We start from the raw sequence: 19836 nt of genomic DNA, 5'->3' as shown, positions 1-19836 counted from the left end.
ACCATGAAGATCAAGTCCCTCCTCGGCGTCGGCCTGCTCGCCGTCGCCGCCCTGCTGCAGGCGCTACCGACGCAGGCCGCCAGCGAATACCTGGTCAGCACCGACTGGCTGGAGCAGAACCTGAACGATCCCAAGCTGCGCATCGTCGAGGTCAGCGTGGTGCCCGGCGTCTACGAGCGCGGGCACATTCCCGGCGCGGTCAATTTCGCCTGGCACAGCGACCTGGTCGACCCGGTGCGCCGCGACATCGCCAGCCAGGAGGCCTTCCAGGCCCTGCTGCGCAAGGCCGGGGTGAACGACGACAGCACCACCATCCTCTACGGCGACAACAACAACTGGTTCGCCGCCTGGGGCGCCTGGGTGTTCGACGTGTATGGCGTCGATAACGTCAAGCTGCTCGACGGCGGCCGCGCCAAGTGGGAGGCCGAGGGCCGCGCCCTGGACAGCCGCGCCAGCACGCCGAGTGCCGGCAATGTCACGGTGAAGGCCGCCAACAAGGAGCTGCGCGCCTTCCTCCCCGACGTGCTGGCCGCCGCCGAGAAACGCAGCGACGTGCAGCTGGTGGATATCCGCTCGCCGGACGAGTACAGCGGCAAGGTGTTCGCCCCGCAGGGCGTGCAGGAGCTGGCGGTGCGCGCCGGCCACGTGCCCGGCGCGGTGAACGTGCCCTGGGGCCAGGCGGTGGCCGCCGACGGCACCTTCAAGTCGGCCGAGGAGTTGAAGAAGGTCTACGCCGCGGTGGGCATCGACGGCAGCAAGCCGATCATCACCTACTGCCGCATCGGCGAGCGCTCCAGCCACAGCTGGTTCGCCCTGAAGAAGATCCTCGGCTACGAGGTGCGCAACTACGACGGTTCCTGGACCGAGTACGGCAACGCCGTGGGCGTGCCGGTGACCAACCTGGCCGGCACGGTCTGGGGCGGCCAGTAAGCGCGCCGCCGGCCGAGCTCAGCCTGGGGTGGATCACGCCGCACCGATCCACCCTAGGGAAGCGCTGAGAAAGCCGTCATTACTCGCTGCGCTCGCCTGTTCGGGCCGCACTGAAGTGCGTTCAGCGCAAGCGCTGTCCCGCGCAGGCGGGACAGCAGCTTTATCACTGAACAGCGCTTGCGCTGGGCCGAAGGGGGATAATCCAGAACCTGCGAATTTCCTGGGCTCCCGCCTTCGCGGGAATGACGATAAATGGCTTTTTCAGATGACCCCTAAGGCTCGGGCGGCAACTTCGGCGTAGACAGTGGCCCTGGTCTGAAGCCCAGGGCCGCTCCCGTCATTAGGGTCGGCAAGGACAACCCATGACCGCCAGCCTTTCCTCCCCTCGCGCAACGCTACCCATCGCCCTGTCAGGCCTGCTCGCCCTCGCCCTGCTCGCCGCCGCCTGGCAACTGGCCGACGGCAGCAACCAGGGCCGCGCCTTCAGCTTCTCGCTGCTCGGCGGCGCGCTGTTCGGCCTGCTGCTGCAGCGTTCGCGCTTCTGCTTCTTCTGCATCAGCCGCGACTTTATCGAACGGCGCATACCGGACGGCCTGCTCGGCCTGCTCGCCGCCCTGGCCGTCGGCACCCTGGGCTATCACGCGGTGTTCGGCGCCTTCCTGCCCGATCCCTTCTCCGGCCGCCTGCCGCCGGACGCCCATATCGGCCCGCTGAGCTGGGTGCTGGCGCTGGCGGCGACGGTGTTCGGCCTCGGCATGGCGATTTCCGGCTCGTGCCTCAGCGCCCACCTGTATCGCCTCGGCGAGGGCAATTTCACCTCGCTGGCGGCGCTGGCCGGCGCGCTGCTCGGCTTCGCCCTGGGTTTTCTCAGCTGGAACCCGCTGTACCTGGCCGCGCTGCAGCAGGCGCCGGTGCTCTGGCTGCCCGGCAAGCTCGGCTACGGCGGCTCGCTGCTGCTGCAACTGGCGCTGCTCGGCGCCCTGGCCACCTGGCTGCTGCGTTATCGCCAGGCGGGCAGGCCGGCCGAGGCGCAGGGATTGTGGGCGCTGCTGTTCGGCGCGCGCTGGCCGACCTGGGTCGGCGGCGTGCTGATCGGCAGCCTGGCGGTGCTGGCCTATTTCCGCGTCGGCCCGCTGGGGGTGACGGCCGAGCTGGGCAGCCTGGCGCGCACCGGTGCCGACGGCCTGGGCTGGCTGCCGGCGCGTCTGGAGGGGCTGGACGGTTTCGCCGGCTGCGCCACGGCGGTCAAGCAAACGCTGCTGTCGAACAACGGCCTGTTCGTCGGCGGCCTGGTGCTCGCCGCCTGGGCCAGCGCCCTGGCCGCGGGCGATTTTCGCCCCAGCGGCGGCGCGCCCCGCGACTGGCTGCGCGGCCTGCTCGGCGGCGTGCTGCTGGGCTGGGGCAGCCTGCTGGCGCTGGGCTGCACGGTGGGCACGCTGCTCTCCGGGATCATGGCTGGCGCGGCGTCGGGCTGGCTGTTCGGCCTGTTCTGCCTGCTCGGTATCGTCCTCGGGCTGAAGCTGCGGCCGTTGTTGCGGTTGGGATAAGGCGCTCGCGCTACGCCGTCTTGCCCGGCGAGGCATCCTCGAAGCGGTCGACCTGGCGCAGGCTCTTGAAGCCGAGCAGCCAGCCGCCGGTGACGGTCAGGGTGCAGGCGCAGCCGATCAGCGCCGCCGGCACCACGCCGAACCAGGCGGCGCTGGTGCCGGCGCGGAATTCGCCGAGCTCGTTGGACGAGCCGATAAACAGCATATTCACCGCGTTGACCCGGCCGCGCATGGCGTCCGGGGTGGAGAACTGCACCAGCGAGGAGCGGATGTACATGCTCACCATGTCCGCACCGCCGGCCACCACCAGCGCGGCGAACGACAGCCAGAACAGGCTGGACAGGGCGAACACCAGGTTGGCCACACCGAACAGCGCCACCGCGGCGAACATGGTCAGGCCGACCCGGCGGTTGAACGGCTTCATGCTCAGGTACAGGCCCACCGTGACCTCGCCGATGGCCATGGCGCTGCGCAGCAGACCGAGGCCGGTGGGCCCGACTTCCAGCACCTCCTGGGCGTAGATCGGCAGCAGCGCCACCACACCGCCGAGCAGCACGGCGAACAGGTCCAGGGAGATGGTGCCGAGGATGATCGGCCGCGAACGGATAAAGCCGATGCCGGCGGTGAAGCGCGCCCAGGCCGTGGATTCCAGCGCCTGCATCTTCTCCGCATAGCGCACCGGCACCAGCGGCAGCAACGCGGCGCCGGCGAGGAAGCCGAGCAGGCACACCGAGTAGGTCAGCCCGCCACCGCCGATGGCGTACAGGCCGCCGCCCAGCACCGGCCCGGAGATGGTCGCGCCGCGCATGATCATGCTGTTGGCGGCAATCGCCGCGGCCAGGCGCTCGCGCGGCACGATCTGCGGCAGCAGGCTGGACAGCGCCGGCCCGGTGAAGGCGCGGGCACTGCCGTAGAGCACCAGCACGGCGTAGTACCAGCTCACCGGCGCCTCGCTCAGCGACAGCCAGAGCAGCGCGGCGGCGCACAGGCCTTCCACCAGCCAGCTGAGCAGGAGGATCAGCTTGCGGTCGAAGCGGTCGATCAGGTCGCCCGCCGGCATCAACAGCAGCAGCATCGGCACGAACTGCGCCAGGCCGACGTAGGCCAGCGACAGCGGGTCGCGGGTGATGTCGTAGACCTGCCAGGCGACCACTATGGCCTGGATCTGCATGGCGAACATCGCCAGCAGGCGCGCGGCGAGAAAGGGCAGGAAACCGGGGAGGCGGTAAACGGAAACGGCAGCGGACACGGTGCGAGCCTCGGGGCATGACCGGCGGGTGCCGGTCGAGGTGAGCCGGGCAATCTAAGACAAAGCGCAGCAGCGGGGCAAACGGGCGAACAGGCTGTTGCGCAGGTTGCGCCGTGCAGCGGCGAGGTGGCTTCACCCTGGTCGCGGCTGAGGCCGCTCCCGCAGCGCCAGCCATGGGAGGCGCTTTCGACCCTGGCATCCTTGCCTCCCTGCAGTCGCAGCGGCGAGGCACGCGCGGCTACCCCGGCCGGCCGGGAGCGGGTTTAATGCCTGTATTTGCCGGATCATCACCATGCCCCTGAGCCCCGCCGAACTCGCCCGGATCAGCGCCCTGACCCTGGCCCATTACCAGGACTGCGCCGAGGATTTTCGCGAGGGCACCCGCGATCACGACGTCAGCCAGAACGTCGCCGCGCTGCTCGCGCATATCCAGGCCGAGCCGCCCTACCGGATTCTCGACTTCGGCTGCGGCCCGGGGCGCGACCTGCGCACCTTCGCCGCCCTCGGCCACCAGCCGGTCGGCCTCGACGGCTGCCCGCGCTTCGTCGAGATGGCGCGGGTGGACAGCGGCTGCGAGGTCTGGCTGCAGGACTTTCTCGCCCTCGACCTGCCCAGCGCGCGCTTCGACGGCATCTTCGCCAACGCCAGCCTGTTCCACGTGCCGGACCAGCAGTTGCCGCAGGTGCTCGGCCAGTTGCATGCCGCGCTGAAACCCGGCGGCGTGCTGTTCAGCTCCAACCCGCGCGGCGACAACCAGGAAGGCTGGAACGGCCCGCGCTACGGCGCTTACCACGACCTGGCGCACTGGCGCGCACGGCTCGAGGCCGCCGGCTTCGTCGAACTGGAGCACTACTACCGCCCCGCCGGCCTGCCGCGCGAGCAGCAGCCCTGGCTGGCCAGCGTCTGGCGGCGGCGCTGACACGGGCTTGACTTGCCGGTCAGCTATTGCCCAAGATGCCGCCTCCCCCTCAGCCAGCGCACCAGGGCCGATAGCCCTTGGCGGCGTCGCAGGCCACGCGCTATATAGAAAACTAAACAACGCCACGGAGGCGCCATGTTCAGCTCCCGCCATCTGCTGTTCGTCCTGCTGCTCGCCGGCGCCGGCCCGGCCCTCGCCGCCGAGGTGCAGGTGGCCGTGGCCGCCAACTTCACCGCGCCGCTGCAGGCCATCGCGCCCAGGTTCGAGCAGGCCACCGGGCACAAGCTGGTCGCCTCCTTCGGCGCCACCGGGCAGTTCTATGCGCAGATCAAGCATGGCGCGCCCTTCGATGTGCTGCTGGCCGCCGACGACAGCACCCCGGCCAGGCTGGAGAGCGAGGGCGATGCCGTGCCCGGCTCGCGTTTCACCTACGCCATCGGCAGCCTGGTGCTGTGGTCGGCCGACGTCGACACCCTCGACGGCAGCCCCGCCGCCCTGCACGCCGGCGCGTTCACCCACCTGGCCATCGCCAACCCGCAGGCCGCGCCCTACGGCCTGGCCGCCATCCAGGTGCTGGAAAAACTGGGCCTGCACGAGACGCTGCGGCCCAAGCTGGTGGAAGGCCAGAGCATCGCCAAAGCCCTGCACTTCGTCGCCACCGGCAACGCCGAGCTGGGCTTCGTCGCCCTGTCCCAGGTGTACCGGAACGGCCAGCTCAGCAGCGGCTCGGCCTGGATGGTGCCGCAGGCGCTGTACGATCCGATCAAGCAGGACGCGGTGCTCCTCAAGCAGGGCGCGAACAACCCGGCCGCCGCCGCGCTGCTGGAATACCTCAGGGGCCCGGAAGCGGCCGCGATCATCGAATCCTTCGGCTATAAGCTGTAATCGGAACCCCGCATGCCGCTGTCCAAGCACGACCTCGACGCGATCTGGCTGACCCTGCAGCTGGCCTCGCTGACCACCCTGCTGCTGCTGCTGATCGGCACGCCCATCGCCTGGTGGCTGGCGCGCACCCGCTCGCGGCTGAAGCAGCCGATCGGCGCCATAGTCGCCTTGCCGCTGGTGCTGCCGCCGACGGTGATCGGCTTCTACCTGCTGGTGAGCATGGGGCCCAACGGTTTCATCGGTCAGCTGACCCAGAGCCTCGGCCTGGGCACCTTCACCTTCAGCTTCACCGGCCTGGTGATCGCCTCGGTGTTCTACTCGCTGCCCTTCGTCGTGCAGCCGCTGCAGAACGCCTTCGAGGCCATCGGCCGCGCCCCGCTGGAGGCCGCCGCGACCCTGCGCGCGGGGCCCTGGGACGCCTTCTTCAGCGTGGTGCTGCCGCTGGCCCGCCCCGGCCTGATGACCGCCGCGGTGCTCGGCTTCGCCCATACCGTCGGCGAGTTCGGCGTGGTGCTGATGATCGGCGGCAATATCCCCGGCAAGACCCAGGTGGCCTCGGTGCAGATCTACAACCACGTGGAAACCATGAACTACGCCCAGGCCCACTGGCTGGCCGGCGGCATGGTGCTGTTCTCCTTTATCGTGCTGCTCGCGCTCTACTCCGGGCGCGCCGGCAAAGCGAGGCTGTGGTGATGTTCGCTTTCGCCAGACCCGCGGCCCCCGCCGTGACGGACGACGGGCGCATTCGCGCGCGCTTCGTGGTGCAGCACCCGGGCTTTCGCCTGGACGTCGACCTCGACCTGCCGGGCCGCGGCGTCAGCGCCCTGTTCGGCCATTCCGGTTCGGGTAAGACCAGTTGCCTGCGCTGCTTCGCCGGCCTGGATCGCCCGCAGCAGGGCTATCTGCAGGTGGCCGGCGAGCTGTGGCAGGACAGCGCCAGCGGCCATTTCCTGCCGGCGCACCGGCGCGCCATCGGCTACGTGTTCCAGGACGCCAACCTGTTCCCCCACCTCAGCGTGCGGCGCAACCTGGAGTACGGCCAACGCCGCATCCCCGCCGCGCAGCGCCAGGTGGCGCTGGAGCAGGCGCTGGAGCTGCTCGGCATCGGTCATCTGCTCGAGCGTTTGCCGGCCGGCCTGTCCGGCGGCGAACGCCAGCGCGTCGGCATCGCCCGCGCCCTGCTGACCAGCCCGCGCCTGCTGCTGATGGACGAGCCGCTGGCCTCGCTCGATCTCAAGCGCAAGCTGGAGGTGCTGCCGTATCTGGAGCGCCTGCACCAGGAGCTGGAGATTCCGGTGCTCTACGTCAGCCACGCGCCGGACGAGGTGGCGCGCCTGGCCGACCACCTGGTGCTGCTCGACGAAGGCCAGGTGCGCGCCAGCGGCCCGCTCAAGGAAACCCTGCTGCGCGCCGACCTGCCCTTCGCCCTGGAAGACGACGCCGAGGCGGTGATCGACGGCCGGGTGGCGGGCCACGACGCCGCCTACCAGTTGCTGGAGCTGCATCTGCCCGGCAGCGAGGCGCGCCTGCGCCTGCCGCATGCGGCGCTGCCGGTCGGCCATGGGGTGCGGGTGAAGATCAAGGCGCGCGACGTCAGCCTCGGCCTGCAACGCGCCGAGGGCAGCAGCCTGCTCAACCTGCTGCCGGTGACGGTGGACGACTGGCGCGCCCTCGACGCCCAGGTGCTGCTGACCCTGCGCCTGGGCGAGCAGCGCCTGCTGGCGCGGATCACCCGCTACTCCTTCGACCAGCTCGGCATCCAGGCCGGCCAGGCGCTGTGGGCGCAGGTGAAATCGGTGTCGCTGCTCGCGCCGTAGCCCGGATGCAATCCGGGGGCGTTCGAAGGATTTCCCGGATTGCATCCGGGCTACGGCGAGCGTCGCCAGTTACGGCGTGCCGGGCAGCTGCAGGTGCTCGGCGCCGATCTCGGCGCTGCCGGCCAGCAGCAGGGCGAAGTGGATGACGTTCTCCAGCTCGCGGGTGTTGCCCGGCCAGGGATGCGCCTCCAGCACGCTCTGCGCTGCGGAGCTGATCGGCGGGATGGCCAGGCCCAGGCGCTGGGCATGGCTGCCGAGGAAATACTCGGCCAGCGGCAGGATGTCGCCGACCCGCTGGCGCAGCGCCGGCAGCTCGAGCAGGCCGTCGCCCAGGTAGGCGTACAGGCGCTCGTCGAAGGTGCCGGCGGCCACCGCGCGGGCCAGATCGATGCTGCTGGCCGCCACCAGCCTGACGTCCACCGGCAACGCCTGACCGGCGCCGACGCGGTACAGCTCGCGGGTTTCCAGCGCGGCGAGCAGCTTGCCCTGCAGCGGCCGCGGCAGGTCGGCGATCTCGTCCAGGTAGAGCGTGCCGCCGTTGGCCGAGCCGAACCAGCCGGCGCGGCTGCTGGCGCCACCGACATGGGCGCCGGCGACGTGACCGAACAGCTCGGCCTCGCCCCATTGCGGGCTGATGGCGCCGCTGCTCACCGCCACGAACAGCCCGCCGCGCTCGCTGTGGCGGTGGATGTAGCGGGCCAGCAGCTCCTTGCCGGTGCCGGTCTCGCCGCGGATCAGCAGCGCCTGATTGCCCGGCGCCAGGGCCTCGGCGCGCTCGCGCAGCTGGCGCGAGCGCGGGTCGACGAACACCAGCGCCTTGGCGCGGATGCTCAGCGGGCTCTTGTCCGACTCGGCAAAGGTCAGCGGCGGTGAGAGGTTCGGTGGAAAACTCATAACGTGCAGCTCCAAAGCCGCACCTCACTCGGCGCAGCCTGTACGCGAATAAAAATGAGGCGGGCGGCTGCCTGGCCCGATCCCGCCTCGAAGAGTGTCTAGGGCTGACCAATCAGGCGCGCAACCGCGCCTGCTGCTCGATCCGCCCCTGCAGGCGATACAGATAGCCGAAGCCCTGCTCCCAGTGGCGATGCCCGGACTTGACGTTGATATGCCCGGCACCGCGCAGGATCGCCGCTTCGCTGCCCCACTGCCGGGCCAGCTCGAGGGCCCGCGCGGCGCTGGCCGCGGCGTCGTTGTCGGAGCCGATCAGCAGGCTGGGAAATGGCAGCAGATCGCGCGCAATGGGCGCGAAGTTCCGCAGCGCTTCGGGGCAATCGGGCCGCTCGACATCGGCCGGCGCCACCAGCAAGGCGCCACGCACCCGGCGCAGCAGCTCGAGCGGTGCCTGCGCCGCCCAATGCGCCACGGTGACGCACCCCAGGCTGTGGGCGATGAGGATGGTCGGGCGCGGATCGGCCGCCACGGCCAGGCTCAGCGCCGCCACCCAATCGCCACGTCGGGGGTTGAGCCAGTCGGCCTGCTCTACTCGCGCGCTGTTCGGCAGGCTGCGCTGCCAATGGCTCTGCCAGTGCTCCTCGGGCGAGCCCTGCCAGCCCGGCAGGATCAGATAACGGATTGCTTCGCTGCCCATGACGGCACCTCCTGAAGTCGAATGGCGCCAGTCTAGGCAGCATGGATCAACTCTAAAAAGAATAAGAATTTATTTGCTTATTCCATTAAGTCGGAAATCTAAATATTCCAAAAAGATCTATAAATGTTCTTAAACAATATTTTTAAGAATATTTCGGCCTCTCTACTATCCGCTCCACGCCAGCCAGACGCTGCGGCGCCCGACAACCTAGGAACCTGGAAATGACCGCGACGCTGAGAAACCTCGAAGGCCAGGACGAAGCCGTGATCCTCCGCGAGATCCAGACTGCCCTGCAGGGCCTGAAATTCGGCTCGGTGGAAATCACCGTGCACAACGGCCAGGTGGTGCAGATCGAACGCAAGGAAAAGTTTCGCCTGCAGCCGCCCGGCAGCAAGAACGCCTGAACCAAGCAAGCAGCCCGACTGGACCACCGGAGGGCGTGACCATGAAAAGCGCCCAGCCATGAACACGCACCGCCACCGTTGCTGTCGCCCGCGAATGTGCGACTGACCGCCACGAACCAGAACCAAGATAAAAATCCAGTTAGGAGCTGCACCATGTCCATTCGTCGTTTTGCCCTGGCCGCGCTGGCCAGTGCCCTGATCGCCGGCCCGGCCGCCGCCGCCCAGACCCTGCTCAACGTGTCCTACGACCCGACGCGCGAGCTCTACAGCGAATTCAACGCCGCCTTCAACCAGCACTGGCAGGCCCAGGGCAACGAGGCGGTGACCATCCAGCAGTCCCATGGCGGCTCGGGCAAGCAGGCCCGCGCGGTGATCGACGGCCTGCGCGCCGACGTGGTGACCCTGGCCCTGGCCGGCGACATCGACGAGCTGTACAAGCTCGGCAAGCTGATCCCGGAGAACTGGCAGGAGCGCCTGCCGGACGCCAGCACCCCCTACACCTCGACCATCGTGTTCCTGGTGCGCAAGGGCAACCCCGAAGGCATCAAGGACTGGGACGACCTGGTCAAGCCGGGCGTGGAAGTGATCACCCCCAACCCGAAGACCTCCGGCGGCGCGCGCTGGAACTTCCTCGCCGCCTGGGCCTACGCCCAGCAGAAGTACGGCAGCGAAGCCGAGGCCAAGGCCTTCACCGAGAAGCTCTACAAGAACGTGCCGGTGCTGGATACCGGGGCGCGCGGCTCGACCATCACCTTCGTCAACAACGGCATCGGCGACGTGCTGCTGGCCTGGGAGAACGAGGCCTTCCTGGCGCTCAAGGAAGAAGGCGGGGAGAACTTCGAGATCGTCGCGCCGTCGCTGTCGATCCTCGCCGAACCGCCAGTGAGCGTGGTCGATGCGAACGTCGACAAGAAGGGCACGCGCCAGGTCGCCGAGGCTTACCTGAACTACCTGTACAGCGAGCAAGGCCAGCGCATCGCCGCCAAGCACTTCTACCGCCCGCGCAACCAGGCGATTGCCGCCGAGTTCGCCCAGCAGTTCCCGCAGCTCAAGCTGGTGACCATCGACGGTGACTTCGGCGGCTGGAAAACCGCGCAGCCGAAGTTCTTCAACGACGGCGGCGTGTTCGACCAGATCTACCAGGCCCAGTGATGCGCAAGGGTGGGTGGGGCTGAAGCCTGCCCACCCTTGGTTTGTTAGAGCGTTCCAACGCCAACCGATTTAAGGACAGGCCATGTCTCGCCGTACTTCCCCCGTCATACCCGGCTTCGGGCTGACGCTGGGTTACACCCTGGTGTACCTCAGCCTGTTGGTGCTGATTCCCCTGGGTGCCATGTTCGTCCACGCCGCCCAGCTCACCTGGGAACAGTTCTGGGCAATCATTTCCTCGCCACGCGTGCTGGCCGCCTTGAAGCTCAGCTTCGGCACCGCCTTGCTCGCCGCCGTGATCAACGGTGTGATCGGCACCCTGCTGGCCTGGGTGCTGGTGCGTTACACCTTCCCCGGCCGCAAGATCATCGAGGCGATGATCGACCTGCCGTTCGCCCTGCCCACCGCGGTGGCCGGTATCGCCCTGACCGCGCTCTATGCGCCCAACGGTTTGATCGGCCAGTTCGCCACGTCCCTGGGTTTCAAGATCGCCTACACCCCGCTGGGCATCACCCTGGCGCTGACCTTCGTCACCCTGCCCTTCGTCGTGCGCACCATCCAGCCGGTGCTGGCCGACATCCCCCGCGAGGTCGAGGAAGCCGCCGCCTGCCTGGGCGCCAAGCCGCTGCAGGTGGCTCGCCACGTGCTGCTGCCGGCACTGCTGCCGGCCTGGCTGACCGGCTTCGCCCTGGCCTTCGCCCGCGGCGTCGGCGAGTACGGCTCGGTGATCTTCATCGCCGGCAACATGCCGATGAAGACCGAGATTCTGCCGCTGCTGATCATGGTGCAACTGGACCAGTACAACTACGCCGGCGCCACCGCCATTGGCGTGCTGATGCTGGTGGTGTCGTTCATCCTGCTGCTGCTGATCAACCTGCTGCAGCGCCGCATCAGCCGTTCCTGAGGAGCCGGGCATGACTTCCACGACCCTGACGGCCAGTGCCGTCAACAACGCCGCCCGTCGCGGCAACGCCCTGGGCCGGCGCCTGCTGATCCTGGCGGCCTGGCTGGTGTTCGCCTTCTTCCTGCTGCTGCCGCTGTTGGTGGTGGCGAGCGAGGCGCTCAAGCAGGGCGCAGGCACCTTCGTCGCCGCGATCCTCGAGCCCGATGCGCTCAGCGCGCTGAAACTGACCCTGCTCGCCGTCGGCATCGCCGTGCCGCTCAACCTGGTGTTCGGCGTGGCCGCCGCCTGGTGCGTGAGCAAGTACGAGTTCCGCGGCAAGAGCCTGCTGGTGACCCTGATCGACCTGCCGTTCTCGGTGTCGCCGGTGATCGCCGGGCTGATCTACGTGCTGCTGTTCGGCGCCCAGGGCTTCTTCGGCCCCTGGCTGCGAGAGCACGACATCCAGATCATCTTCGCCCTGCCGGGCATCGTTCTCGCCACCATCTTCGTCACCGTGCCCTTCGTCGCCCGCGAGCTGATCCCGCTGATGCAGGAGCAGGGCACGCAGGAGGAAGAGGCCGCGCGCCTGCTCGGTGCCAACGGCTGGCAGATGTTCTGGCACGTGACCCTGCCCAACATCAAATGGGGCCTGATCTACGGCGTGGTGCTGTGCACCGCGCGGGCCATGGGCGAGTTCGGCGCGGTGTCGGTGGTGTCCGGGCATATCCGCGGCTACACCAACACCTTGCCGCTGCACGTCGAGATTCTCTACAACGAATACAACCACGTCGCCGCCTTCAGCGTGGCCAGCCTGCTGCTGCTGCTGGCGCTGCTGATCCTGCTGCTCAAGCAGTGGAGCGAGTCCCGTATCAACCGCCTGAAAGCCAGCGCCGGCGAGGAATAAGCCATGAGCATCGAAATCCGCAACGTCAGCAAGAACTTCAATGCGTTCAAGGCGCTGAGCGACATCAACCTGAACATCCAGAGCGGCGAGCTGGTCGCCCTGCTCGGCCCCTCCGGCTGCGGCAAGACCACCCTGCTGCGCATCATCGCCGGCCTGGAAACCCCGGACAGCGGCAGCATCCAGTTCCATGGCGAGGACGTGTCGAACCACGACGTGCGCGATCGCAACGTCGGCTTCGTGTTCCAGCACTACGCGCTGTTCCGCCATATGACGGTGTTCGACAACGTCGCCTTCGGCCTGCGCATGAAGCCCAAGGGCCAGCGCCCGAGCGAAGAGGTGATCAAGCGCAAGGTGCACGAACTGCTCGACCTGGTGCAGCTCGACTGGCTCGGCGACCGCTACCCCGAGCAACTCTCCGGCGGCCAGCGCCAGCGCATCGCCCTGGCCCGCGCCCTGGCGGTGGAACCGCGCGTGCTGCTGCTCGACGAGCCGTTCGGCGCCCTCGACGCCAAGGTGCGCAAGGAGCTGCGCCGCTGGCTGGCGCGCCTGCACGAGGACGTGCACCTGACCAGCGTGTTCGTCACCCACGACCAGGAAGAAGCCATGGAAGTGGCCGACCGCATCGTGGTGATGAACAAGGGCGTGATCGAACAGATCGGCTCGCCGGCCGAGGTCTACGAGCACCCGGCCAGCGACTTCGTCTACCACTTCCTCGGCGACGCCAACCGCCTCTATGTCGGCGAGGGCGACCATCATGTGCTGTTCCGCCCGCACGAGATCCACCTCTCGCGCCAGGCCGAGGAAGGCCACCAGGCCGGCGAGGTACGCGACATCCGCCCGCTCGGCGCCATCACCCGGGTGACCCTCAAGGTTGCCGGCCAAGCGGAGCCGATCGAAGCGGAAGTGGCCAAGGACCACCTCAGCCTGGCCGGCCTGAGCCGCGGCGAGACGCTGTACTTCAAGCCCAAGGCCGGGCAGCCGACGGCCTAAGGCCGGGCGGCTACCGCGCAGCCTGGGCTTCGCGGTGGCCGCCGGGCTCTCAGAGCGTCGCCGCCCGCGAATACTTCAGCCCATACCACTGCAGCTCGGCGAGCAGCGCCACCGCCACCGCCTGGGCGACGACGAAGGCGTAGCCGAACAGGTTCGGCGAGACCCAGCCGATCACCAGCAACAGCAGGCTGTCGATCACCCAGACGACATTGACCGCGAGCACCGCCCACACCGCCGGGCGGCTCAGTTCGGCGCGGTTGGCCAGCCATACCAGCATGGCGGCAAACGGCAGCAGCGCGCTGCCGGCGACCAGCAGGAGCATACGCGGCAGTTCGAGAAAGGCGCCCAGCCAGCCGGCGGCCAGGACCAGCAGCAGGCCGGTGACGCCGCTAAGCAGGCCGTCGACCAGCAGGGCATTGCGCAGCAGCGGAGAAGGTTGCAGTGCGTTCATGGCGAATCCTCCAGAAGGCGGCACCGGAGCGGTGCCTGGCGCACAGATTTCGCCGAATCGTGCCGGGCGTCGATTACCTGCCAGGTAATGGCCGGCATGACGCCGCTGGACTATCGTGCTGACCATGAACGATTCCCAGACCGCCGGCGCCCTGCTGCGCCAATGGCGCCAGCGGCGCCGCCTCAGCCAGCTCGACCTCGCCTGCGAGGCGGAGATTTCCACCCGCCACCTGAGCTTCGTCGAAACCGGCCGCGCCCAGCCCAGCCGCGACATGCTGCTGCACCTGGCCGAGCAGCTGGAGATTCCCCTGCGCGAACGCAACCGCCTGCTCGGCGCCGCCGGCTACGCGCCGCTGTACAGCCAGCACGACCTGGCCGACCCGGCGCTGGCGCCGGCGCGCCAGGCCATCGAGCAGTTGCTCAAGGCCCACGAACCCTACCCGGCGCTGGCCATCGACCGGCAGTGGAATCTGCTGGCGGCCAATGCCGCCGTGGGCGCCTTCCTCGCCGGCATGCCGGCGTTCCTGCTCGGCCCGCCGCTCAACGTGATGCGCCTGTCGCTGCACCCCGAGGGCCTGGCGCCGCGCATCGCCAACCTGGCGCTGTGGCGCGCGCACCTGCTGATGCGCCTGCAGCGCGATGCCGAAATCAGCGGCGACGACAGCCTGTTTGCCCTGCTCGAAGAGCTGCGCGGCTACCCCGCGCCGGCGGAAGTCGCCGCGCCGCCGAGCGACGCCGTACTGGTGCCCCTGCAGCTGCACAGCGAACGCGGCGTGCTGAGCCTGATCAGCACCATCACGGTGTTCGGCACGCCCAACGACGTGACCCTGGCCGAGCTGGCGCTGGAAACCTTCTTCCCCGCCGACGCCTTCACCGCGGCCTATCTGCGCGAACTGGCCGGGCGGCCGTAGCGGCCACCGGCGCACGGGCTTCTGCAACGGCCGCTCTGCCGCGCCGCCGGCCTTTTTCCGACGAAATCACACTTTCGGGTCATGCTTCGCGGCCTGCGACGCAGTAGTCTTGACGCTGCGCCTTTGACGCCGCCCGCTCACAACAATAACAAGGAGCACCCCGGATGCGCTGTAAAGCATTGTTGCGCCACGTTTTTCTCTGGACGCTCGGGCTCTTCGCCGGGCTCTCGCCACTGGCCTTCGCCGAAGCGGTCAGCCCCCAGGAACAGATTCAGGTGCATGCCAGCCGTGCTACCAGCAGCCTCATGCTGTTACGCGGCGAAGGCTTCCAGAAGGTTCATCAGCAACGCCTGGAAGCCGACCTGGCCGCTCTGGCCGGGGCCATGCAGAGCCTGCCGCAGGGCAGCGCCGAACTCTCCAACGCCCACCAGACCCTTGTTACCCAACTGCGCGCCGGTGTTTCCTATGGCCCCGGCGAGGAGAACGTGCCCTGGCGTTTCCCGGAAGACCTCAGCCGCGCCCTGCGCGATTTCCTCAGCGCCGCCCGCGCCCTGCCGGGCGGCGAGGGGCAGAGCGAGCTGGCGGCCAAGGTCGAGTACCTCGGCGTGCAGTACCTCAGCCGTGCCTACCTGGGCACCTTCGAGATCGCCCGCGAGCAACCCGATACCTACCTGGGCCAGGACGAACGCCTGCTGCTGCCGGCCATCGATGCCGAGCTGGGGGCCCTGGACAAGAAGGCCAACCCGCAGCTGAGCAAGCTGCAGACCCGCTGGAGTTACCTGCGCGCCGCCCTGGCCGACATGAACAGCCAGAGCAATGCCCTGGAAAGCGTCTCCGGCCGGCCCTTCGCGCCGATCACCGTGGATCGCCACGCGCGCTCGCTGACCGCGCAGTGGATGGCGATGTTCTAGAGCCTTAGGCTGCGCCGTGCGCACCGCCTGGAGGGTACGCACGGCGCAGCCTGAGATCAGGCCAGCGACTTCTTCTCGCGGATGCAGGTCGGCCCGGCGATGTCCACCACCGCCCGCTCCACCTCCTTGCGCAGGCCGAGCAGGAAGGCCGCCTCGGCGGCGACGAACAGCGGGCCGATCACCAGCCCCGTGATATCGTCGACGAAGGCCGGCTTGCGCCCCTCGTAGTAATGACCGACGAACTGGATGATCCAGCCGACCACGAACAGGCCGATGCCCGCGCTCAGCCACAGCGCGGTGGAGGCCGCCGCCAGGGCCGCGCCGGCCCACAGGCAGAGCCCCAGCAGCAGGCTCATGAGCAGGCCGAAGCGGGTGTCCAGGCGCAGGTAGAACAGGGCCGAGGCCAGTGCCAGCAGCGTCGCCGGCGCCAGCCACAGGCCGAGCAGCTCGAAGCCGGGGCGCGACAGCAGCACCGCCACCGCCAGCACTATCATGGGAATACCGATGAAATGACTGGCGATATTGCGCCGGTCACGGTGGTAGGCCGCATATTGGGCCAGGTGATCGACTAGGGTTTTCATGTGGTTGCGGTCCTTTTTCACGACAGGCCCTGGCATCATCGCGCCCCGCTCGTCCGCCACTCTGTCAGCTAGGCGACAAAGCCCAAGGAGCCTCGATGCACGACCCCCACTCCTTCCTCGCCCGCCTGCAGCAGGGCCACTGGTTCGCCGGCCTGCCCGGCGAGCTGCAGGGCGCGCTGCTGGACATGGCCCAGGTGCTGCAGCTGCAACCCGGCCAGCGCCTGTTCCGCCGCGGCGACAAGCCCAGCGGGCTGTATGCGGTGGTCGAGGGGGCGATGCGCATCGGCGCGGTCAGCGAGAGCGGCAAGGAGGCGCTGCTGACCCTGGTCGAGCCGCCCTACTGGTTCGGCGAGATCTCCCTGTTCGATGGCCTGCCGCGCACCCACGACGCCTTCGCCGAAAGCGCCAGCAGCCTGCTGCTGCTGCCCCAGGCCGAGCTGCTCGCCCTGCTCGAGGCGCAGCCGCGCTACTGGCGCGACTTCGCCCTGCTGATGAGCCAGAAGCTGCGCCTGGCGTTTATCGCCCTGGAGGAGATGAGCCTGCTGCCGGCCGCGCCGCGCCTGGCCCGGCGCCTGCTGCTGATCGCCGAGAACTACGGCGAGGGCGAGCCGCGGCGGGTGCTGCATCTGGCCCAGGAACAGCTGGCGCTGATGCTGGCGGTGTCCCGGCAGACCACCAACCAGATTCTCAAGGAGCTGGAGGCCCAGGGCATCGTGCGCCTGAGCTACGGCGAGATCGAAGTGCTCGACCTCGAACGCCTGCGCCGGGTCGCCGGCTGAACCGCTGGCGCTGTGCCACTGTCGATAACCTGTCCACTTGACCGAGTCTGCCGTCCGATGCCGTCCACCGCCGCCTCCACCCTCCCCGAGATACTCGCCGGCCCGCTGCTGCGCCGCCTGGAACCCGGCCGCCTGGTGCTGTGGCTGGTGGCCAGCCGACCGCTGAGGCTGCAGCTGTGCCTGCAGCCCGAGGGCGAGGCCGAGCAGCGGCACGCCCTCGACGAGCATTGCCGGCAGCTGCCGCTGGGCCGCCACGCCGTGCTGCACCTGATCGACCTGGCGCTGACGCAGCCCCTGCCGCAGGACGTGCGCATCGCCTACGACCTGCAAATTCTCGGCGACCCGGCGCCGCGCGGCCTGGCCGACTGGGCGCCGCATCTGCTGTACGACGGCCGCAGCCGCGCCGACTTCGTGCTCAAGGCGCGCATCGACCAGCTGCTCCACGGCTCCTGCCGCAAGCCGCACCACAGCGCGGCCGACGGCCTGCTCTGCGCCGACCGCCTGCTGGCCGCGCAGCCCGAGGCGGCGCAGCGCCCGGCGCTGCTGCTGATGAGCGGCGACCAGGTCTACGTCGACGATGTCGCCGGGCCGATGCTGTGCGCCATCCACCAGCTGATCGCCCGCCTCGGCCTGTTCGACGAGCGCCTCGAGGGCGCGGTGGTCACAGGCAGCCAGGCGCTGTACGCCGACCCGGTCGGCTACTACCGGCGCGCCGAGCTGCTGCCGGCGCTGAAGAGCAACCAGACCCTGCGCGACAAGTTCTTCGGCGGGGTGGAGAAGCCGATCTTCACCAGCAGCAACGCCGACAACCACCTGGTGACCTTCGCCGAGATGATCGCCATGTACCTGCTGGTCTGGTCGCCCGTGCCCTGGAGCCTGATCGAGGAAGAGCAGCCGCCGCTGGACGCCGAGCAGCAGCGCCGCTACGCCGAGCAGCGGCCGTGTATCGCGGCCTTCCGCCAGTCGCTCGGCCAGGTGGCGCGGGTGCTGGCGCACCTGCCGACGCTGATGATCTTCGACGACCACGACGTCACCGACGACTGGAACCTTTCCGCGCGCTGGGAGCAGACCGCCTACGGTCACCCCTTCTCCAAGCGCATCATCGGCAACGCCCTGCTCGCCTACCTGCTGTGCCAGGGCTGGGGCAACGACCCGGATGCCTTCGCGGAGCCGCTGCACGCCTGCGGCGAGCTGCTGCAGCAGCGCCAGGACGACCAGCTCGACGCCCGGGCGCAGGACGCGCTGATCGACGCCCTGCTGCAGTTCCAGCACTGGCACTACGTGCTGCCGACCACCCCGGCGCTGCTGGTGCTGGACACCCGCACCCGCCGCTGGCGCAGCGAGGGCCGCCTGTCGCGGCCGTCCGGGCTGATGGACTGGGAGGCGCTGTGCGAATTCCAGCAGGCGCTGCTCGATCACCCGGCCTGCATCATCGTCTCGCCGGCGCCGATGTTCGGGGTCAAGCTGATCGAGGGCATCCAGAAGCTGTTCACCTACGCCGGCCACCCGCTGCTGGTCGACGCGGAGAACTGGATGGCCCACCGCGGCGCGGCCAGCGTGATGCTCAACATCTTCCGCCACTCGCGCACGCCGGGGGATTTCGTCGTGCTCTCCGGCGACGTGCACTACTCCTTCGTCTACCGCGTGAGCATCCGCCACAAGCGCGCCAGCCCGACCATCTGGCAGATCACCAGCAGCGGCATCAAGAACGAGTTCCCGCCGCGCCTGCTGGACTGGTTCGACCGCCTCAACCGCTGGCTCTACGCGCCCTGGTCGCCGCTGAACTGGCTGACCAAGCGCCGGCGCATGCGCGTCAGCCCGCTGATCCCCGAGCGCAGCCGCGCCGGCGAACGCCTGTGGAACGGCGCCGGCCTCGGCCAGGTGTTCTTCGACGAGCAGGGCCGGCCCGAGCGCATTCTCCAGCTCAATGCCGACGGCTCAAAGCCGGTGGCCTTCGTCGCCGAACGCGACGAGCCTCAGCCGCGCGAGATTCCCGCCAGCCCGTAGCGTCTCACTGCGCCAGCCAGCCGCCGTCGATGTTCCAGGCCGCGCCGCGCACCTGCTGCGCCGCCGGGCTGCAGAGGAACAGCGCCAGCTCGCCCAGCTGCTGCGGGGTGACGAAAGCCTGCGACGGCTGCTTCTCCGCCAGCAGCGCCGTGCGTGCCTGCTCGGGTGACTCGCCGGCGGCGATGCGCGCGTCGATCTGCCGCTGCACCAGCGGGGTGAGCACCCAGCCGGGGCAGATGGCATTGCAGGTGACGCCGCTCAGGGCGGTTTCCAGCGCCACCACCTTGGTCAGGCCGAGCACGCCGTGCTTGGCCGCGACGTAGGCCGCCTTGCCGAGGGAGCCGACGCTGCCGTGCACCGAGGCGATGTTGACGATGCGCCCCCAGTCCTGCGCGCGCATGTCGGGCAGGGCCAGGCGCGTGCAATGAAATACCGCGCTGAGGTTGAGCGCGAGGATCGCGTCCCAGCGCTCGGCCGGGAAGTCCTGCAGCGGCGCGACGTGCTGGATGCCGGCGTTGTTGACCAGGATATCGACCCGGCCGAACTCGCGGTGGGCGTAGTCGAACAGCGCCTCGATCTGCACCGGGTCGGCGAGGTCGGCGGCGTGGTAGCCGATGCGCCCGTCGTGGCGGGCCAGCTGCTCGGCCGCGGCCTGCCAGTCGCCGAAGCCGTTGAGAATCACGTTGGCGCCGTTGCGCGCCAGCACCTCGGCGATGCCGAGGCCGATGCCGCTGGTCGAGCCGGTGATCAGGGCGGTCTTTCCACTGAGCATCTTGGGGTTCCTTGTCGTTTGAGATGAAGGTGCAGCGGCCACGGCGCACCGCTCTCGCTTGCCGGGAAAAAGGCCGGGCCACGCTGGCCCGGCAAGGCTTTCACGAGGAGTAAGCGCAATGCGTGGGCGCGGCCTTACCAGAGCGGCAGGCTGTAGCTGA

21 protein-coding genes are annotated in these 19836 nt (G+C 69.0%); 15 read left to right on the top strand and 6 right to left on the bottom strand.

Translation table 11 applies throughout. The features are described from left to right. Positions 1-3 precede the first annotated feature (3 nt). Together EA796_RS15720 and EA796_RS15715 are read left to right on the top strand one after the other, a co-directional pair. Entirely contained in the window at positions 4-930 is a 927-nt protein-coding gene (locus tag EA796_RS15720; protein WP_122109279.1) for a sulfurtransferase, read from the top strand. A 362-nt stretch (positions 931-1292) separates the two neighbouring features. Further along, positions 1293-2477 carry a YeeE/YedE thiosulfate transporter family protein gene (locus EA796_RS15715; RefSeq protein WP_122109278.1) on the top strand — a complete coding sequence of 395 codons (1185 nt, stop codon included), beginning with the start codon at positions 1293-1295 and terminating at the stop codon, positions 2475-2477. 10 nt (positions 2478-2487) lie between these two features. On the opposite strand, the gene EA796_RS15710 is transcribed toward EA796_RS15715, so the two are convergent. Beyond that, entirely contained in the window at positions 2488-3726 is a 1239-nt protein-coding gene (locus EA796_RS15710) for an MFS transporter (RefSeq protein WP_122109277.1), read from the bottom strand. A 292-nt stretch (positions 3727-4018) separates the two neighbouring features. Here EA796_RS15710 and EA796_RS15705 point away from each other — a divergent pair, with 292 nt between their 5' ends. From EA796_RS15705 to modC, 4 genes are all read left to right on the top strand, one after another. After that, positions 4019-4645 (top strand): class I SAM-dependent methyltransferase, encoded by a 627-nt coding sequence (locus tag EA796_RS15705; RefSeq protein ID WP_122109276.1) that lies wholly within the window; start codon positions 4019-4021, stop codon positions 4643-4645. A 135-nt stretch (positions 4646-4780) separates the two neighbouring features. Continuing rightward, positions 4781-5530 (top strand): molybdate ABC transporter substrate-binding protein, encoded by a 750-nt coding sequence (modA, locus tag EA796_RS15700; protein WP_021443763.1) that lies wholly within the window; start codon positions 4781-4783, stop codon positions 5528-5530. A gap of 12 nt (positions 5531-5542) precedes the next feature. Further along, on the top strand, positions 5543-6223 hold the full coding sequence (gene modB, locus EA796_RS15695; RefSeq protein ID WP_122109275.1) for a molybdate ABC transporter permease subunit: 681 nt from the start codon (positions 5543-5545) through the stop codon (positions 6221-6223). Further along, positions 6223-7347, top strand: a complete 1125-nt coding sequence (gene modC / locus EA796_RS15690) for a molybdenum ABC transporter ATP-binding protein (protein WP_122109274.1) — start codon at positions 6223-6225, stop codon at positions 7345-7347. Before modB ends, modC begins: the two co-directional genes overlap by 1 nt. A 69-nt stretch (positions 7348-7416) precedes the next feature. Here the strand turns inward: modC and EA796_RS15685 are convergent, their stop codons facing one another. Both EA796_RS15685 and EA796_RS15680 read right to left on the bottom strand, forming a co-directional pair. After that, positions 7417-8241: a sigma 54-interacting transcriptional regulator gene (locus tag EA796_RS15685; RefSeq protein ID WP_122109273.1), complete on the bottom strand. Its 825-nt coding sequence runs from the start codon at positions 8239-8241 to the stop codon at positions 7417-7419. A 112-nt stretch (positions 8242-8353) separates the two neighbouring features. Then, the gene (locus EA796_RS15680) at positions 8354-8935 is read right to left on the bottom strand and encodes an alpha/beta hydrolase (protein WP_122109272.1); all 582 of its coding nucleotides are present in this window, start codon (positions 8933-8935) and stop codon (positions 8354-8356) included. 221 nt (positions 8936-9156) lie between these two features. On the opposite strand from EA796_RS15680, the gene oscA reads away from it, so the two are divergent. The 5 genes from oscA (at position 9157) to EA796_RS15655 (ending at position 13265) form a co-directional block, all read left to right on the top strand. After that, positions 9157-9339 (top strand): sulfur starvation response protein OscA, encoded by a 183-nt coding sequence (oscA, locus tag EA796_RS15675; protein WP_021444048.1) that lies wholly within the window; start codon positions 9157-9159, stop codon positions 9337-9339. A gap of 153 nt (positions 9340-9492) precedes the next feature. Next, positions 9493-10491 (top strand): sulfate ABC transporter substrate-binding protein, encoded by a 999-nt coding sequence (locus EA796_RS15670; protein ID WP_122109271.1) that lies wholly within the window; start codon positions 9493-9495, stop codon positions 10489-10491. Positions 10492-10573: 82 nt separating this feature from the next. Next, positions 10574-11392 carry a sulfate ABC transporter permease subunit CysT gene (cysT, locus tag EA796_RS15665; protein ID WP_122109270.1) on the top strand — a complete coding sequence of 273 codons (819 nt, stop codon included), beginning with the start codon at positions 10574-10576 and terminating at the stop codon, positions 11390-11392. A gap of 10 nt (positions 11393-11402) precedes the next feature. Then, positions 11403-12275 carry a sulfate ABC transporter permease subunit CysW gene (cysW, locus tag EA796_RS15660; protein ID WP_122109269.1) on the top strand — a complete coding sequence of 291 codons (873 nt, stop codon included), beginning with the start codon at positions 11403-11405 and terminating at the stop codon, positions 12273-12275. Between the two features lie 3 nt (positions 12276-12278). Beyond that, positions 12279-13265 (top strand): sulfate/molybdate ABC transporter ATP-binding protein, encoded by a 987-nt coding sequence (locus EA796_RS15655; RefSeq protein WP_122109268.1) that lies wholly within the window; start codon positions 12279-12281, stop codon positions 13263-13265. A 49-nt stretch (positions 13266-13314) separates the two neighbouring features. Here the strand turns inward: EA796_RS15655 and EA796_RS15650 are convergent, their stop codons facing one another. Beyond that, positions 13315-13716 (bottom strand): hypothetical protein, encoded by a 402-nt coding sequence (locus EA796_RS15650; RefSeq protein WP_021444125.1) that lies wholly within the window; start codon positions 13714-13716, stop codon positions 13315-13317. Between the two features lie 124 nt (positions 13717-13840). Between EA796_RS15650 and EA796_RS15645 the strand changes: the two genes are divergently transcribed. Then, complete coding sequence (locus EA796_RS15645; protein ID WP_122109267.1) at positions 13841-14626, top strand: helix-turn-helix domain-containing protein; 786 nt, start codon at positions 13841-13843, stop codon at positions 14624-14626. Between the two features lie 164 nt (positions 14627-14790). Beyond that, positions 14791-15537 carry a hypothetical protein gene (locus EA796_RS15640; RefSeq protein ID WP_031303142.1) on the top strand — a complete coding sequence of 249 codons (747 nt, stop codon included), beginning with the start codon at positions 14791-14793 and terminating at the stop codon, positions 15535-15537. A gap of 56 nt (positions 15538-15593) precedes the next feature. Here EA796_RS15640 and EA796_RS15635 read toward each other — a convergent pair whose 3' ends face one another. Next, positions 15594-16118 carry a DUF962 domain-containing protein gene (locus EA796_RS15635; RefSeq protein WP_122109266.1) on the bottom strand — a complete coding sequence of 175 codons (525 nt, stop codon included), beginning with the start codon at positions 16116-16118 and terminating at the stop codon, positions 15594-15596. 95 nt (positions 16119-16213) lie between these two features. On the opposite strand from EA796_RS15635, the gene EA796_RS15630 reads away from it, so the two are divergent. Beyond that, positions 16214-16897: a Crp/Fnr family transcriptional regulator gene (locus EA796_RS15630; RefSeq protein WP_122109265.1), complete on the top strand. Its 684-nt coding sequence runs from the start codon at positions 16214-16216 to the stop codon at positions 16895-16897. Positions 16898-16954: 57 nt separating this feature from the next. Continuing rightward, on the top strand, positions 16955-18904 hold the full coding sequence (locus EA796_RS15625; protein WP_122109264.1) for an alkaline phosphatase family protein: 1950 nt from the start codon (positions 16955-16957) through the stop codon (positions 18902-18904). Between the two features lie 4 nt (positions 18905-18908). Here the strand turns inward: EA796_RS15625 and EA796_RS15620 are convergent, their stop codons facing one another. Further along, entirely contained in the window at positions 18909-19676 is a 768-nt protein-coding gene (locus EA796_RS15620) for a 3-hydroxybutyrate dehydrogenase (protein ID WP_122109263.1), read from the bottom strand. Positions 19677-19836: the final 160 nt, after the last annotated feature.

The organism is Pseudomonas sp. AOB-7 (genome assembly GCF_003696305.1).
Lineage (GTDB): Bacteria > Pseudomonadota > Gammaproteobacteria > Pseudomonadales > Pseudomonadaceae > Aquipseudomonas.
This window is presented reverse-complemented; position numbering and strand designations above follow the sequence as displayed.

Excerpts from the sequence above, each read along its gene's own strand:
- EA796_RS15720 (WP_122109279.1), top strand. The coding sequence starts at position 4 with ATGAAGATCAAGTCCCTCCTCGGCGTCGGCCTGCTCGCCGTCGCCGCC.
- EA796_RS15715 (WP_122109278.1), top strand. The coding sequence starts at position 1,293 with ATGACCGCCAGCCTTTCCTCCCCTCGCGCAACGCTACCCATCGCCCTG.
- EA796_RS15705 (WP_122109276.1), top strand. The coding sequence starts at position 4,019 with ATGCCCCTGAGCCCCGCCGAACTCGCCCGGATCAGCGCCCTGACCCTG.
- modA (WP_021443763.1), top strand. The coding sequence starts at position 4,781 with ATGTTCAGCTCCCGCCATCTGCTGTTCGTCCTGCTGCTCGCCGGCGCC.
- modB (WP_122109275.1), top strand. The coding sequence starts at position 5,543 with ATGCCGCTGTCCAAGCACGACCTCGACGCGATCTGGCTGACCCTGCAG.
- modC (WP_122109274.1), top strand. The coding sequence starts at position 6,223 with ATGTTCGCTTTCGCCAGACCCGCGGCCCCCGCCGTGACGGACGACGGG.
- EA796_RS15685 (WP_122109273.1), bottom strand. The coding sequence starts at position 8,241 with ATGAGTTTTCCACCGAACCTCTCACCGCCGCTGACCTTTGCCGAGTCG.
- EA796_RS15680 (WP_122109272.1), bottom strand. The coding sequence starts at position 8,935 with ATGGGCAGCGAAGCAATCCGTTATCTGATCCTGCCGGGCTGGCAGGGC.
- oscA (WP_021444048.1), top strand. The coding sequence starts at position 9,157 with ATGACCGCGACGCTGAGAAACCTCGAAGGCCAGGACGAAGCCGTGATC.
- EA796_RS15670 (WP_122109271.1), top strand. The coding sequence starts at position 9,493 with ATGTCCATTCGTCGTTTTGCCCTGGCCGCGCTGGCCAGTGCCCTGATC.
- cysT (WP_122109270.1), top strand. The coding sequence starts at position 10,574 with ATGTCTCGCCGTACTTCCCCCGTCATACCCGGCTTCGGGCTGACGCTG.
- cysW (WP_122109269.1), top strand. The coding sequence starts at position 11,403 with ATGACTTCCACGACCCTGACGGCCAGTGCCGTCAACAACGCCGCCCGT.
- EA796_RS15655 (WP_122109268.1), top strand. The coding sequence starts at position 12,279 with ATGAGCATCGAAATCCGCAACGTCAGCAAGAACTTCAATGCGTTCAAG.
- EA796_RS15650 (WP_021444125.1), bottom strand. The coding sequence starts at position 13,716 with ATGAACGCACTGCAACCTTCTCCGCTGCTGCGCAATGCCCTGCTGGTC.
- EA796_RS15645 (WP_122109267.1), top strand. The coding sequence starts at position 13,841 with ATGAACGATTCCCAGACCGCCGGCGCCCTGCTGCGCCAATGGCGCCAG.
- EA796_RS15640 (WP_031303142.1), top strand. The coding sequence starts at position 14,791 with ATGCGCTGTAAAGCATTGTTGCGCCACGTTTTTCTCTGGACGCTCGGG.
- EA796_RS15635 (WP_122109266.1), bottom strand. The coding sequence starts at position 16,118 with ATGAAAACCCTAGTCGATCACCTGGCCCAATATGCGGCCTACCACCGT.
- EA796_RS15630 (WP_122109265.1), top strand. The coding sequence starts at position 16,214 with ATGCACGACCCCCACTCCTTCCTCGCCCGCCTGCAGCAGGGCCACTGG.
- EA796_RS15625 (WP_122109264.1), top strand. The coding sequence starts at position 16,955 with ATGCCGTCCACCGCCGCCTCCACCCTCCCCGAGATACTCGCCGGCCCG.
- EA796_RS15620 (WP_122109263.1), bottom strand. The coding sequence starts at position 19,676 with ATGCTCAGTGGAAAGACCGCCCTGATCACCGGCTCGACCAGCGGCATC.